11 protein-coding genes are annotated in these 15102 nt (G+C 48.6%); 2 read left to right on the top strand and 9 right to left on the bottom strand.

Annotated features, from left to right (window positions below):
- Nucleotides 1–51: 51 nt before the first annotated feature.
- From NSMM_RS14190 to NSMM_RS14155, 8 genes are all read right to left on the bottom strand, one after another.
- Nucleotides 52–1431 (bottom strand): NAD(P)(+) transhydrogenase (Re/Si-specific) subunit beta, encoded by a 1380-nt coding sequence (locus tag NSMM_RS14190; RefSeq protein WP_090288460.1) that lies wholly within the window; start codon nucleotides 1429–1431, stop codon nucleotides 52–54.
- Complete coding sequence (locus NSMM_RS14185; RefSeq protein WP_090288458.1) at nucleotides 1432–1740, bottom strand: NAD(P) transhydrogenase subunit alpha part 2; 309 nt, start codon at nucleotides 1738–1740, stop codon at nucleotides 1432–1434.
- A gap of 53 nt (nucleotides 1741–1793) precedes the next feature.
- Nucleotides 1794–2915, bottom strand: coding sequence for a Re/Si-specific NAD(P)(+) transhydrogenase subunit alpha (locus NSMM_RS14180; RefSeq protein WP_090288456.1), 1122 nt, complete (start codon nucleotides 2913–2915; stop codon nucleotides 1794–1796).
- A gap of 162 nt (nucleotides 2916–3077) precedes the next feature.
- Nucleotides 3078–6584: an FAD-dependent oxidoreductase gene (locus tag NSMM_RS14175; RefSeq protein ID WP_245654836.1), complete on the bottom strand. Its 3507-nt coding sequence runs from the start codon at nucleotides 6582–6584 to the stop codon at nucleotides 3078–3080.
- 115 nt (nucleotides 6585–6699) lie between these two features.
- Nucleotides 6700–7977 carry a sulfate adenylyltransferase subunit CysN gene (gene cysN / locus NSMM_RS14170; RefSeq protein ID WP_090288452.1) on the bottom strand — a complete coding sequence of 426 codons (1278 nt, stop codon included), beginning with the start codon at nucleotides 7975–7977 and terminating at the stop codon, nucleotides 6700–6702.
- A 76-nt stretch (nucleotides 7978–8053) separates the two neighbouring features.
- Nucleotides 8054–8959: a sulfate adenylyltransferase subunit CysD gene (gene cysD / locus NSMM_RS14165; RefSeq protein WP_245654828.1), complete on the bottom strand. Its 906-nt coding sequence runs from the start codon at nucleotides 8957–8959 to the stop codon at nucleotides 8054–8056.
- Nucleotides 8960–8988: 29 nt separating this feature from the next.
- Complete coding sequence (locus tag NSMM_RS14160; protein ID WP_090288450.1) at nucleotides 8989–9705, bottom strand: phosphoadenylyl-sulfate reductase; 717 nt, start codon at nucleotides 9703–9705, stop codon at nucleotides 8989–8991.
- 32 nt (nucleotides 9706–9737) lie between these two features.
- Nucleotides 9738–11843, bottom strand: coding sequence for a nitrite/sulfite reductase (locus NSMM_RS14155; RefSeq protein ID WP_090288448.1), 2106 nt, complete (start codon nucleotides 11841–11843; stop codon nucleotides 9738–9740).
- 236 nt (nucleotides 11844–12079) lie between these two features.
- Here NSMM_RS14155 and cysB point away from each other — a divergent pair, with 236 nt between their 5' ends.
- Nucleotides 12080–13021, top strand: a complete 942-nt coding sequence (cysB, locus tag NSMM_RS14150) for an HTH-type transcriptional regulator CysB (protein ID WP_090288446.1) — start codon at nucleotides 12080–12082, stop codon at nucleotides 13019–13021.
- A 15-nt stretch (nucleotides 13022–13036) separates the two neighbouring features.
- On the opposite strand, the gene NSMM_RS14145 is transcribed toward cysB, so the two are convergent.
- Entirely contained in the window at nucleotides 13037–14143 is a 1107-nt protein-coding gene (locus tag NSMM_RS14145) for a transglutaminase-like domain-containing protein (RefSeq protein WP_090288444.1), read from the bottom strand.
- Between the two features lie 84 nt (nucleotides 14144–14227).
- Here NSMM_RS14145 and NSMM_RS14140 point away from each other — a divergent pair, with 84 nt between their 5' ends.
- Nucleotides 14228–14905 (top strand): alpha/beta hydrolase, encoded by a 678-nt coding sequence (locus NSMM_RS14140; RefSeq protein ID WP_090288442.1) that lies wholly within the window; start codon nucleotides 14228–14230, stop codon nucleotides 14903–14905.
- Nucleotides 14906–15102 lie beyond the last annotated feature (197 nt).

The following is a 15102-nucleotide window of genomic DNA, read 5'->3' as shown; positions in this document are numbered from 1 at the left end:
TAAAGCAACCACTGTATTCGGCACATCCCATGCCTATGCCTACTACAGGCCTCACAGTGCTTTGACCATACCCTCTACTACTTTTTTGGCATCTCCAAATACCATCATGGTTTTGTCCATGTAGAACAGATCGTTATCCAGTCCGGCATAGCCAGCTGCCATACTTCGTTTGACCACCATGACTGTGCGCGCTTTATGTGCTTCCAGAATAGGCATACCGTAGATAGGACTACCCGGCACGTTTGCTGCTGGATTGACCACATCATTTGCCCCCAATACCAGTACTACATCAGTAGTTGAAAAGTCACTGTTGATTTCATCCATTTCCAACACCTGTTCATAGGGGATTTCTGCTTCGGCAAGCAAGACATTCATATGACCTGGCATCCGACCGGCAACCGGGTGGATCGCAAAGCGTACATTAACTCCTTTTTTGTGTAGTGCTTCTGCCAATTCTTTCACTGAGTGCTGCGCGCGGGCAACGGCCAGTCCATAACCCGGAACAATAATCACGCTGTCCGCATTACCCAGCAGAAAAGCCGCATCATCTGCGCTACCGCTGCGGTAGGTTTTTTGAACGCCAGCAGCAGCTGACTGATCTGCTGTTTCACCACCAAAACCTCCCAGAATAACGGATAAAAATGGACGGTTCATTGCTTTACACATGATGTAGGAAAGAATCGCGCCCGAGCTACCAACCAGTGATCCTGCAATGATCAGCATGGGATTACCAAGCGAGAAGCCGATACCCGCTGCAGCCCACCCGGAATAGGAATTCAGCATGGAAATTACGACCGGCATATCCGCGCCGCCAATCGGCACGATAATCAGGAAACCCAGTAAAAAGGCAATCGCTGTCATGGCAGCAAAGGCTGTCCAGTTGGTTGCTTCACTGAAGAAGAACCACAATCCAAATCCGACCATCACGACTGCCAGTAATAGATTTACCATATGCTGGCCACTGAATACAATCGGTGCGCCACTCATGCGACCAGACAGTTTCAAGAAGGCAATCACGGAACCAGACCAGGTCATGGCGCCAATAAATGTACCCAGAAACAATTCCAGCTTGCTTCCGGTTGGCAGAACCTCCGGTAACCCAAGCGAGACAGGATTATTAACCGCAGCGATTGCAATAAATACCGCCGCAAGCCCCACCAGAGAATGCATGAAAGCAACCAGTTCCGGCATGGCAGTCATTTGAACACGTTTAGCAACAACTGATCCGATCAAGCCACCAATAGCGATACATCCCACGATCAACATCCAGTTTGCGGTAATGGTTAGCGTTGTGACCACGGCAATTGCCATACCCACCATTCCGAAAAAATTACCACGTCGGGCGTATAGCGGTGAACTTAATCCCTTGAGGGCGAGAATAAAAAATACAGCGGCAACCAGATAAGCCAGTGCAATGAAATTAGCAGACATTTAGGCGTTTCCTTTTTTGTCTTTTTTCTTAAACATTTCCAGCATTCGCTGCGTTACCAGAAAACCACCGAACACATTGACAGAAGCCAATACTACCGCTGCGGCACCCAGCCATACTCCCCAGTCCGATTCGGCAGAACCTGCTGCCAACATGGCGCCAACCAGGATAATACTGGAGATGGCATTGGTTACTGACATCAACGGAGTGTGTAGTGCTGGGGTGACATTCCATACGACGTGGTAGCCAACAAAAACTGCTAACACGAACACAGTAAGATGAATGATCGTAGGATCAATTTCGCCAATCATGCGCTTTCCTTTTATACATAAATTAATTCAAAATTACTGATTCAGCCAAAGCATTACTTTGGAATTTCGCCATTTACGCAGACCAAACTGCCAGCGATAATTTCATCCTGCCGGTCGATGCGCAGCTCGCCACTTTCCGGATCTAAAAGCAAGCTCAGGAAATTCAGTAGATTGCGAGCATACAATGCGCTGGCATCAGCCGCTACCAATCCCGGAAGATTGGCAATGCCAACCAGGTGCACGCCATGCTTGACCACAATCTGATCGAGTTCGGTTAACGGGCAGTTTCCACCAGCCTCTGCAGCCATATCAACTATGACCGAGCCGGGTTTCATCGCTTTGACCGTTTCTTCTTTGATCAAAACCGGTGCAGATCGTCCAGGAATCAACGCCGTAGAAATAATTATGTCGGCGGCAGTAGCTCGCTCGTGAATCAACTCCCCCTGGCGTCGCTTGTAATCTTCCGACATTTCGGTTGCATAACCACCCGCAGTTTCAGCCTTGGCTTTTTCTTCCTCAGTCAGCGTGACTTCTACAAATTTTGCCCCAAGGCTTTCAACTTGCTCCTTCACGGCCGGGCGCACATCAAAGGCTTCAATGACCGCACCTAGCCGTTTGGCCGTTGCAATGGCCTGTAACCCGGCCACACCAGCTCCCAGTACCAGTACTCGCGCTGCTTTAACCGTCCCGGCAGCCGTCATCAGCATCGGAAAGAATTTTTGGTAGATATTGGCTGCAATTATTACTGCCTTGTAACCACCTATATTCGCCTGTGAAGATAAAACATCCATATTTTGAGCACGTGAAATACGGGGTAGTCGCTCCATAGCGAATGCAGTCAACCCATGATTAACCAAGGCACTGATTCTATCGGCATCATGCGGCGACAGCAGTCCGATCAATACTGCATCCTTGCGAATCTGAGTAAGTTCTTCGGGTTGCGGGCCGCGGACCTTGAGAATAATTTGGGATTGCGAATATAGTTGGGTTACGTCGGTCAGAATAGTTGCGCCAGCTTCCTGATAGGCTTCGTCTGGAATACTGGCGCCTGCGCCCGCACCTGCCTGCACGAAAACTCGGTGCAAGCCTTTTGTGGTGATTTTTTTGACGGTTTCGGGCGTGGCCGCCACACGCGTTTCCCCCGCACGCGTTTCGGCAGGTATGCCTATCTCCATGAATACTCTCCCTTTCTACTCTGCTAGTTTAGTTAAAAATTGTTGAGTGTTGTCACAACCGTCGATAACACCCGTGCTTCTTTTCCGATAGGCGCTGATTATAAATCATAACCAATCTGACAGCACCCGGATTCGCCCGGTCAGCATCAGCTATCGTATAAATCAGTCAACAACGGCATCATGATGATGCAAGCAACGTGCGATCCAGCGATTGGTCAGTTTTTCCTGAAGACTATTCTGGCGAAGACGCGCTGCCAAACCATTGAAATCGACGCGATCCAGCGACTGATCCTGATTAAAGCAAGAAAAGACATACGTAATTTCCCCAGTCTGTGGATCCTTCTGCGGCTGTAAACACTGTGCACAGATTTCCTTCATCATGCATTGCATGGGCGAGTTGATCGAGCCAATCGCGAAATGACTTTTCTTCAGATAAGGCGCTAGCTGATGATGGCGTGCGGCTGCTACCGCTGCCATCATTCGGTCAGAGCCGATTGCGATCAGTCGATCGGTTGCCTGCAATGATATGGCTTGTTGGCCAAGTGCGCCATCTGCATAAGCAACCATTGCCTGAACGATGTTGCCAACGAAGCTCTTATCCCCCGGCCGGGTTGCTTCGAATCCTGGCGCTTCATCGCAGCACCATACGATGGTGTCCGCGGCTGCCTCAATTTCGGCAACTTTATAGCGATCCGCCAGTTTTTTATAACCAGCAAAATATAACACTTTGCAGTTGGCAGCTCGCGCCGCCGCACCAATCGAAAATAATACGGCATTGCCAAGCCCGCCTCCGACCAGAACGACCGTTTCATCGTTCCGAATTTCTGTCGGTTCTCCCGTTGGCCCCATGAGCACTACCGGCTCTCCCGGTTTGAGCAGCCTGCATAGATCAGCTGACCCGCCCATCTCCAGCACAACCAATGAAATCAACCCTCTCGTGGTATCAACTGATGCTCCAGTCAGTGCGATACCCTCCATGGCCAAACGTGTATTGTCAACCTTGGGCGATAATGTCGCAAAATTCTGAAAACGATAAAATTGGCCTGGACGGAAATGCTGAGCAGCCAGCGGTGCATGCACGACGACTTCAATAATATTGGCGGTTAATCTGATGACTTCATGTACCGTAGCACGCAATTGACGGCTCAAATCACTGAAAAACTGGTGTATTGTTTGAGCTGAAGCAGGCGTAATACTTTCCAGCACCTTGCTCACCGCTGGATAACCCTGTTTAGCGCTCGCCATGGCCTTGACCACATTGCCGGAATAACTGGGATGCAGATCACCAAAGAAACTGATAAAACGGTTATCGTCAAAACGATGCAATAACACCGCAGCAGTTACCGGTTTGGGATTCCCCTGGTGCACTTCCAACGGCTGACCTTGTTCATCACAGGCAGCAAAATAACGTCCATGAAGTTTAAAATTTTTCTCGTCTTCGCGGGCAAGTACTGTATTAGGTTGCGTTCCGGCCGCTACCAGAATGGCTCGAGCAGGCAGACGGGTCTCCTGTGAAGCGTTCCATTGCCCGGATTCATCCATGGTAGTGCTGGCAAAGACAATTGACTCGGCATGCCCCCACCGATCCACTTCAATACGCGCCGGGGAAAGTTCTTCTGCAAACCAAATACCCTCTTCGAGGGCTTTTTCGACTTCCTCGTGATTGAGTGTATAAGAGGGGCTATCAATCAGTCGCTTGCGATAGGCAACCGTTGCGCCCCCCCATGATTGCAACAGCTCGGCAATACGTGGCGTGCGATTTTCGCTTGCTGCCTGCACGCGTTCAGCCTGAAGCGCGCGAGCATGCGCCAAAAACTCCTCGGCAATCGTGCGTTCTTCTTCGTCCCATCCGGCACGGACAGTTTCCTCACCTTGCTCAGCCACCAACACGTCATAACGATGCAGAAATTTTTCAACTTGTACTGGATAGTAAGCCAGTGCTTCAGTTGCCGTATCAATCGCAGTCAGCCCGCCGCCAATCACTATCACTGGCAGGCGTAATTGCATATTGGCCAGTGAGTCAGTTTGTGCGGCCCCGGTCAGCTGCAGACCCATCAAAAAGTCAGAAGCCGCGCGTACCCCTCTGGCAAGACCATTTGGCAAATTCAATACAGTGGGGCGTCCAGCACCAGCAGCCAGCGCGATATGATCAAATCCCAACGCCATCGCATCATCTGCCGTCAGCGTACCGCCAAAACGCACTCCACCAAACAGTGCAAATTCGGCCCGCCGTTCCAACAGCAAGCGAATCTGTTTGAGGAAATTTTTATCCCAGCGTATCGTGATTCCGTATTCAGCAACACCACCAAACCCGGACGGCAGACGCTCATCCAGATTTTCCCGCAACGTTTCAACATTATGAATCGGTACAAAAGCAGTACGCGCACCGGTTGCATCCACACCGGAAATTTCGGGCGACAAAGGTTCTATCTTCAGACCATCCACTCCAACTACCGCATGGCCTTCATTCATCAAATGATGTGCAAGCGTATAGCCAGCAGGCCCCATGCCAACGACCAGTACCTTTTTACCAGTAGTCGCCTTGGGGTAAGGTCTGCGCAGATTCAGCGGATTCCAGCGTGTCAGCAGACTATAGATTTCATAACCCCACGGTAATTCGAGCACATCCTTGAGTGTGCGGGTTTCTGCCTGGGGAATATCAACGGGTTCCTGTTTCTGATAGATGCAGGACTTCATACAATCATTACAGATTCTATGTCCGGTTCCAGCACACATGGGATTATCCACCACAATCATCGCCAGACTACCCACTGCCAGACCCTGTGTTTTCAGTTTATGGAATTCAGAAATACGCTCTTCCAACGGGCAACCTGCCAGCAAGGCACCCAATTCACTCTTTTTAAAAACTGGCGGAGAATTCACCTCTTTGGATTTTTGCAACAGCCCCTTCGAGCAGGAATCCTTTCCTTGCTCATGGCACCAGATACAGTAGTTCGCTTCATCCAGGGCACCGACCAGATCGGTACCGGCATCAGTCAATAGCGAGAAACCTTCGCGATGCCGCAAGTGATCCAGTTTGTGAACGATATAGCCATCACGATTTTCTGTAACTAGTGATAACAGATGATAGGGATCGAGCTTAGCAGGCGACTTGAACAGTACGCCATTTTGGTTACGCAGCTGCCCAGCAGGAGTACGCAGCGCCCAAGCTGCATAATGGAGCGCATCCTCAAGCCCGGCAGCATGATTTGCTTCATCTTCCATCCATTGCGCAACATGGCGCGCAAAAACCAGTTCGCTGAAGGGTTCGCCGAAGAGAGTTTCCAGTTTTTCTTCGAGAGCAATGCCATCAATGGTAGCCAGCAGTTCCTCGTTGACCTTGGCTCTGGCTCGTCGCTGTACAAACTGGCGTTTACAAAAATAGAGCGGCGCCAATACATGATGCTTTTCCGCGAGCGTAAGCACTTCGCGCTCAATACCAAACAGCCTCGCAATAAAATCTTCAAGCCACGGCGCCAAATCTATCAATAGGGCAGATTCATCCTTCGGCACCAGCTCATCTGGAAATTGACGCGCACGTACCAGCCGGGTATGTAAATCAGTATCTGCTACCTGTAGAAATTCACAGAAAATCTGATCCAGTTTAACCAATCCCTCGCGATTGTAGAGATCCGCAAAATCAAGATCGAATCCAGGAGTAAAAGACATTCCGGTTTCTGGAGCACGCTGATCATTTGCTGATACGGTTGGATTCATAATACGATAATTTTTTAAACAGAGAGCGATACAAGTAAGAAATTGATTATATGAGACCAGCTATTTTTCAGCAGATCATGCCGGCAGCAACTGTATTGTTCGTGACTTCTTCAATAACGATAAAACTGCCTGTAATCCGGTTACGAGCATAACTGTCGAACACAATAAATTGCTGGGTTTTTATTGAGACCCGAGCGATTTCATTCATGGCAAGCGTATCAGCTGCTTCACGTTCGAGAGTGTTGATATTGACACGATAATCGATCTGGCTGATCAATCCCTTGAGCATTCTGGTCGTATGCTTGATGATATATTTGCGCGCTGGATCCAGCGGTTGTTCCGCAAGCCAGCAAACCATCGCGGCAAATTCTTTAGCGACTGTGGGTTGTTCACTGGTCTTGACCAACATATCGCCTCGTGAAATATCGAGATGATCCTCAATAGTGAGTGTGACAGACTGCGGTACCGAAGTTTCATTGAATGAATCGGGGTGCAGCAGGATTTCCTTGATACGCGAGGTTAGACCAGACGGTAAAACCGTCACTGCATCGCCTTTCTGAATCGAGCCCGATTCGACCCGTCCCATATAGCCACGAAAATCATGCATCTCTTCCGTCTGCGGACGACACACCCACTGTACCGGAAAACGAAAATCATCTGTATTCCAGTCATGATCAATATCCACGTTCTCCAGAAAATCGAGTAAGGTCTTGCCTTTATACCAGTCAAGCCTGTCGCCGCGCTCAACGACCATATCACCAGCCAGAGCGGATAGAGGAATATACTCGATACCCCGCAGGGGTAAATCCTTGGAAAATGCAGAAAAATCCGCACAGATCCGCTCGAAAACATCCCGGGAATATTCCACTAGATCCATTTTATTGACAGCCACTACCAAATGGGGAATACCCACCAGGCTGGCAAGATAAGCGTGACGACGTGACTGGGTCAACACGCCCTTGCGTGCATCAATTAACACAATCGCGAGATTAGCGGTGGAAGCACCCGTCACCATGTTGCGAGTGTATTGCTCGTGACCGGGAGTATCCGCGATAATAAATTTGCGTTTAGGAGTGGCGAAATAACGATAAGCAACATCAATAGTAATACCCTGCTCCCGCTCGGCTTGCAAACCATCCGTCAGCAGCGACAGATCCACCTTTTCCATACCGCGCTTGTTCGAGGTGCGCTCAATGGATGTTAACTGATCCTCAAATATGGATTTTGAATCATGTAACAAGCGACCAATCAGCGTACTTTTACCATCATCTACGCTACCTGCCGCGATAAAACGTAATAATTTTGCCTGCTCATGTTCGAGCCGAATTGAATCAATTACTGACATTTAACAGCCTTAACTAATATTTGTCTGAAAAAAGTACGCTTGCACGGTGTGTAAAGGTGTGTTGCAATGCAATCGCTTAAAAATAGCCTTCTTTTTTGCGTAATTCCATCGAAGCATCGGAAGTCTGGTCGTCCATACGAGTCGCTCCGCGCTCGGTGATGCGTGTGATGGCGGTCTCGGCAATGATTTCATCGATGTTACGTGCCGTGGAAGCCACCGGACAGGTGCAGCTCATGTCCCCGACGGTACGAAACCTCACCATGACACTCTCCAAGGACTCACCCGGTTTAGGCTGCACCAGATGCGATATTGGCATCAGCCCACCTTCCCGGCGAATCACATCGCGCTGATGTGCATAATAAATTGACGGAACTTCCAGCTGTTCCCGCCCGATGTACTCCCATACATCCAGCTCGGTCCAGTTACTGATGGGAAACACCCTAATGTTTTCACCGGGGTGCGTGCGGGCATTGTAAAGACTCCATAGCTCGGGACGCTGACTCTTCGGATCCCACTGACCGAATTCATCGCGGAAAGAAAAGATGCGCTCTTTGGCACGCGCCTTTTCTTCATCACGACGCGCACCACCGATACAGGCATCAAACTTGAACTCTGCAATGGCATGCAAAAGCGTAATAGACTGGAACGGATTGCGACTCTGATTATCGGAGCGTAAAACAACATGCCCTTGCCGAATAGAGTCTTCCATGCTGCGAACAATCAACCGCTCACCTAGTTCAGCTGCACGATGATCTCGAAATTCGATCACCTCAGGAAAATTATGGCCAGTATCGATATGCATCAGCGGAAAAGGAAAACGACCAGGGCGAAACGCCTTTTCTGCCAGTCGCAGTAACACCACCGAATCCTTGCCACCTGAAAATAGCAAAACTGGATTAGCGCACTCAGCTGCCACTTCGCGCATAATATGGATGCCCTCACTTTCCAAGACATCCAGATGTGTAAAAGATCGATGATTCATTCGATTAATTTGGTTATCTTTACTATTAATTAATGTAACGCCTGCGTATTCTTGACATGCAACCCGCATTCCTTGGCTTCCGCACTCTCCCACCACCAGCGCCCGGAACGAATATCTTCGCCGGGCGTCACCGCCCGGCTGCATGGGGCACAGCCAATGCTAGGGTAAAATTTGTCGTGCAACGCATTATAAGGGACATCCTGCTGTTTAAGATATTGCCATACCTCCTGGGTTGTCCAGTCGCACAGCGGATTGAATTTCTGTAAACCATGCACCTCGTCAAATGAGGACAGTTCCAAGCTATCACGAGTTAATGCCTGCTCACGACGCAATCCAGTTATCCACGCTTTTTTTCCCTGCAAGGCACGCTTGAGTGGTTCAACTTTACGAATATAACAACAGCTTTTACGCAACTCGACACTTTCATAGAATGCATTCGGACCATGTTGCGCAACATACCGCTCAACCGCTGCTGACTCCGGAAAATAAACCTGGATCGTCAAACCATAACGCTGTCTGATACGTTGCATCAGGTCATAAGTTTCCTCTGGCAAGCGACCAGTATCCAACGTAAACATGGAAATACCCGGGAAATGATGCGCAATCAGATCAGTCAACACCATATCTTCCGTCCCCAGACTATTAGCAAAGGCAGCGGGGTGATGATTTTGCTGTATATCCTCTAGCAATACACGTAATTGATCGATACGCGCCTGCAAATCAGGTTGGCACTCTGGTGGATTCATTTGCATCAATTACAAAAGGTAAAATTTGTCAATCAAACCACCGAAGCAGGTTGTTGTGAAGCCTGCTTCGTACGATCCGTGCCCTGCCGAGACTGAGGAAGTGATCCATACAAATCCAGTTGCCGATCAAATTCCATACAGACATCTGCCACCTGATTTGTCCATTCATCTATCTGGGCATACCAATCAGATAACTGTTGATCGGTTAACTCGCTGGCAGGTACAGCAAAATATTGCGCGAAACTGGTCAATGATTTTGCTAGTGCCGGCCTAGTCGGCAAAACATTCAACAGCTCCCCCGCCAATCCATCAAGAGTTTCATGTTGATGTCCGCCGACCAACTGGGTTAATCCCTGACCAATCAGGTAAGTAATCGCTTCAGCACATTTCAGAGACTCTTCGAACTTGCGCTGAAATTTCAGTGCATCCCGATAATTACGTTCATTGGCCGCATCAAAAAAGGCTGTACCAATCTGAACCTGCTTGGCACCGGCACATTCCCCGCCACCAAGTTGCAATACCTTAAAGTCATTATTAAAGCCATGATCACGAATAACCGAATGCATATCCTCTGGTTGTACTTCCATCAAATCTACCAGCAATTGTGAGAAATACTCTTTTCCTTTGCGCCGCGTCCAGTTGAAAAAGGACTCTGCTTCACTATGATCTGTATCAAAAGCGTTTTCGACACGTTCAATTGCTGCCTCAATCCGGGCGGATGGCACCGAAGGTCCTTTGAAAGCCAATCCACCAGCCGCCATGCCATTCCCACCAAAATACATTTGATAATGCGGCACTAATTTACCGTGCATACGTTTACCCTCACCGTAAATACCGATATCACCAGCCTCTGGCTGAGCACAACCATTGTGACATCCCGATACGCGAATGCGTAAATCGTGCTTGCCTCCCGACAACTTGCCACCAACCGTCGGGCTCGATGTAATTCCAAGCCGACAGGTCGATGTTCCGGGACAAGCAACCACATCATCGCCTGCCTGGGGCAGCCCAAGACCCAGCTCTGTCAATGCCTGGACTATTTCAGTCAATCTGGATTGCGGAACATGAGTCAGGAGCAGATTCTGATCCTGGGTAGTGCGGATTTCAGGCAAGTCATAGCGATCCAGCAACTCCTTCAATCCCCGCAACTGCGCAACCGTTAATTGCCCCAGACGAACACTGATTGGCAGGACATGCAAACCCGATTGCTTCTGTTCAATGGGTTTCCGTGGCGCACCTTGACCTGGGATCGGCGTATCTGTCCTGCCAGCAACCCATTTTCCCTGATAGAAAGGTTGGTCCTTCAGCGCCACTTTGATACGTGCCAGCTCCTCCTGATATTTTTCGATAAAGCCTGCTTCGCCAAACCGATCCACCAGAAATTTGATACGTGATTTGGCACGCTTGACCCGGTCTGAGTATTTGTTATGCACGGTCAGTACCGCCTCAATGACCAAAAAGAGATCCTTTTCTTCAACAAACGATTCAACCACAATGGCTTCATGTGGTTTATGCCCCAGTCCGCCACCTGCGAGAATCTTGAACCCGAACCGACCATCTTCATGCCTGACTGCAACGACGCCAAGATCATGGATCATACCTTGCGCGCAGTCCGATTCACATCCGGAAAAACTGATTTTGAATTTACGCGGCATCAGCTGGTTTAGTGGTTTACGTAAAAAATGTGTAACCGTAGCATTTAAATGCTCACGAATATTGGTATGCTCACGGGAGCACACTCCCGCCAACGGGCAGGCAGTAATATTACGAATTGTATTACCACAGGCTTCGCGCGTGGTCAGGCCACTTTTGGCCAACTCACGCATGACTTCTGGTGTATCTTGCAGCGGCACATAGTGCAACTGAATATCCTGACGAGTCGTAATATGTGCTTCATCATGCTGGGAATATCGTTCCAACACGTTCGCGATAGCTGCCAGCTGAACAACCGTCAAGTGTCCCCCAGGTATCTTGATGCGAACCATGTTGACTCCTTCCTGACGCTGACCATAAATCCCCATCTGTAAACGTGTCGCCATAAACCGGTCTGCATCAATCTGACCATCAAGCATTCCCCGTAACGCCTGTTCATAAGCATCAATTTCATGATTGTCGGCAAGATTACCCAAGTTACTCATTTCACCTCTCCTTGGCTTTCATTGGCGCTCGCGCCAATGAAATGAAATATTTTTGGTCAAAGGCTGCGTTAATTGCGCCAGCCTGCTAAAACCGGTTATTTTATCCGATATCGAGTTCTTACGTAACGCCATCATTCGCAAATCCCGATCCGGTTGAGTTGATGCGTAGCATAGCAAAATTTAGTTATAATATTAAATATTAATATATCATTTTCATATGAATTAAAAGCATAAAGATGAAACTGCAACAGCTACGCTATCTGCATGAAGTAGCCCGACAAGGATTAAACCTATCCAGAGCGGCGGAAAAACTCAGCACATCTCAACCCGGCATTAGCCGGCAAATTCAGCTACTGGAGAAAGAGCTGGGTGTAGAGATTTTTATTCGCCATGGCAAACGCTTCACCGGTATCACGCCACCCGGACAAACCATTCTGACCATTACCGAGAAGATGTTGCAGGAAGCCGAGAATCTGAAAAAAATAGGTGAAGAATTTAGCGACCAAGAAAGCGGCAGCCTGATCATCGCCACCACGCATACTCAAGCGAGGTATGCACTTCCTGTTGTAATCAGACGATTTATCGAACGCTACCCAAAAATAAAATTGACTTTACGTCAGGGTAGTCCGCTGGAAATCGCAACATGGGTAACAGCAGGCGAAGCAGATATCGCTATTGCCACGGAAGCCATTGAGCTTTTTGATGAACTGAACATGCTACCATGCTATCAGTGGAATCGCTCCATTGTCGTACCTCCAGGACACCCACTTTTAACAGATGAAACACTCACACTGGAAGCCATCGCGCAATACAACATCGTGACTTACGACTTTGCATTTACTGGTCGATCCAAAATCAATCAGGCCTTTGCCGCAAAAGGACTAACACCCAATGTGGTATTGAGCGCAATTGATGCCGACGTAATTAAGACTTATGTAGAGATCGGCCTGGGTGTCGGTATTCTTGCCTCAATGGCTTTTGATCCTCAGCGTGACAATAGGTTGCGCGCCATCAATGCCGCACATTTGTTTGAGCCAAGCACTACGCGTATTGGCATTAGCCGCAATTGCTACATTCGCAATTATATCTATGATTTTATAGAGATGTTTGCACCTCATCTGTCAAGACAAACTATTCAGCAGATACTATCTACAAAAATGAGAGAGAACGCCGGATGAAAATACCCGGCCCGGCTATAACTTTGCTCCTGTTCCTACCAGAAGTGCTGATGTAATCTTGTAAGAGAAGGTCTGCGGCTCAAGGCTGTCCTGCTGCTTACCCTCAATTTCAGCATGAGGATAAATGAAAAATGGCAATCTGCCAGCGGTACTGGTTTTACCAAGGTCTACCCCTTCCAGTTGATTAAATGCTACCCAGTTCATTTCCCAGGAACCAAACAATCTGTCTTTCAGCTGCTTGATCAACTCATGATCATACGGCAAAATATCGAGCGCCATCACTTGAGCAACATCAGCCGGGTCTACCGGCACCCAGCCAAATCCAGCCAGATAAAATTCAGCACGGCAGTGCTGAGAAATACTGACATCGCCAAACCCACCCAGATGTTGATTCAGCACTGAATCATTGATCCGTATACCAAATTGCTGCCGTGCCGGAATACCACTTGCACGCGCCAAACCAACGAATAGCGCATGAATATCTACAGATTTACCGTCAAGCTTTTCTTTAATTAACATGCTGCTGATATCTCCGCTGCCCTGCCCGCGCACTTTACTGTCATAGGATACATTAGCGATTATCCAGTCATAAATTGCTCTTGCCTTTTGTAGCGGATCCCGAGCATTAGCTTTGGCAGTAATATCCAACGCAGTTTTTTTGACTATACCACCCAACGGAATCTGTTTGGTCGGCTGCAGGTAGCGTCCGACATCCCGTGGTAGCGCAGATGAAGCAGGCGCGCGATAATGCTGCAGATCAATCGCGCGATCGGCAGTCTTGACGATGCTGCTGACTTTTACCGTTCGCTCACCAGCTCCCTGCCAACTGGCTGAGAATAATGGAAAATTAGTACCAGGAATAGTGCTGAATTGAGCTGAACTGGCATTACCAAGCCAGTTGCTGCCCTGTGTAAACTGATAATTCGAATCATCTGTATTGGGAAGAGGAAGCCACAACCGCGCGATTTTCCCGGCAGTTGGCAGGTTAACTTCATAGGTTAACCGGTAACTTCGCCATTTTGCGGGCAGCAAGGATTGAGCAACAACAGACGGCACAACGGGACACAGGGCAACTCCCGCCGCGCCTGCTCCCAATAATTTGACAAAATTTCTGCGTTTCATACGATTCCTTACGTGCGTTACTATAAAATGCAAGTTTGAGAAATTTAACGCGCCCACCCTAGCAAGTCAATTCCTAAATGGACCATGGCACCATATTCCAACACTCTGACCGCCATTGAAATCACAACCGGTATCAATCCCACCCACTCTGTAATATGGATGCACGGTTTGGGTGCCGACGGCCATGATTTCGTGCCAATTGCGCAAATGCTTGATTTACCGACTGGTATTCCATTGCGCTTTGTCTTTCCACACGCCCCACTACGAGCGGTCAGCATTAACGGTGGATTACGCATGCGTGCCTGGTATGACATCAAATATACAAATCTGGATAAAGGTGAGGATGAAAGTGGCCTGAGAGCATCTGAACAAGCCATTGCCACATTAATCGAACAGGAAAACCAGCGTGGAATTGCTTCCAAGAAAATCGTACTAGCCGGCTTTTCCCAAGGTGGCGCAATGGTTCTACAAACCAGTCTGCGCTATCCGGAAAAACTCGCAGGCATGATAGTGCTTTCGGCCTATTTGCCTCTGGCAAATACCGCCCTGCAGGAGGCACATTTTGCTAACCGGGAAACCCCCATCTTTATGGCTCATGGCGAACTTGATCCCATCGTTCCGATTGATCTGGCCATTGCTTCACGCCAGCATCTTCGCGCTGGGCATTATGCCGTGGAATGGCATCAATATCCCATGGCACATTCTGTATGTGATCAAGAGTTAACTGACATTTCCAAGTGGTTAGCTAAGATTTTACAGTAATTTATAACAACCACAATCCATCATATTGTTGTACAACATCAAAAAAGCTTACCACCGATAAAATAATGCTTCAGGGTTTTGGAATCAAATCTGCAACAGATTTGTCCAGCAAGGAATGAACAACCAAAACAATAAACCGGTACCGATAAACTCGGAAGTGAATTTACGGAACGGCGCCAGACCACCTTGCAGAACAC

It is taken from the genome of Nitrosomonas mobilis (assembly GCF_900103035.1).
GTDB classification, from domain to species: Bacteria; Pseudomonadota; Gammaproteobacteria; order Burkholderiales; family Nitrosomonadaceae; genus Nitrosomonas; species Nitrosomonas mobilis.
The sequence above is the reverse complement of the archived record's forward strand: the minus strand, read 5'-3'. Positions and strand labels throughout refer to the sequence as shown.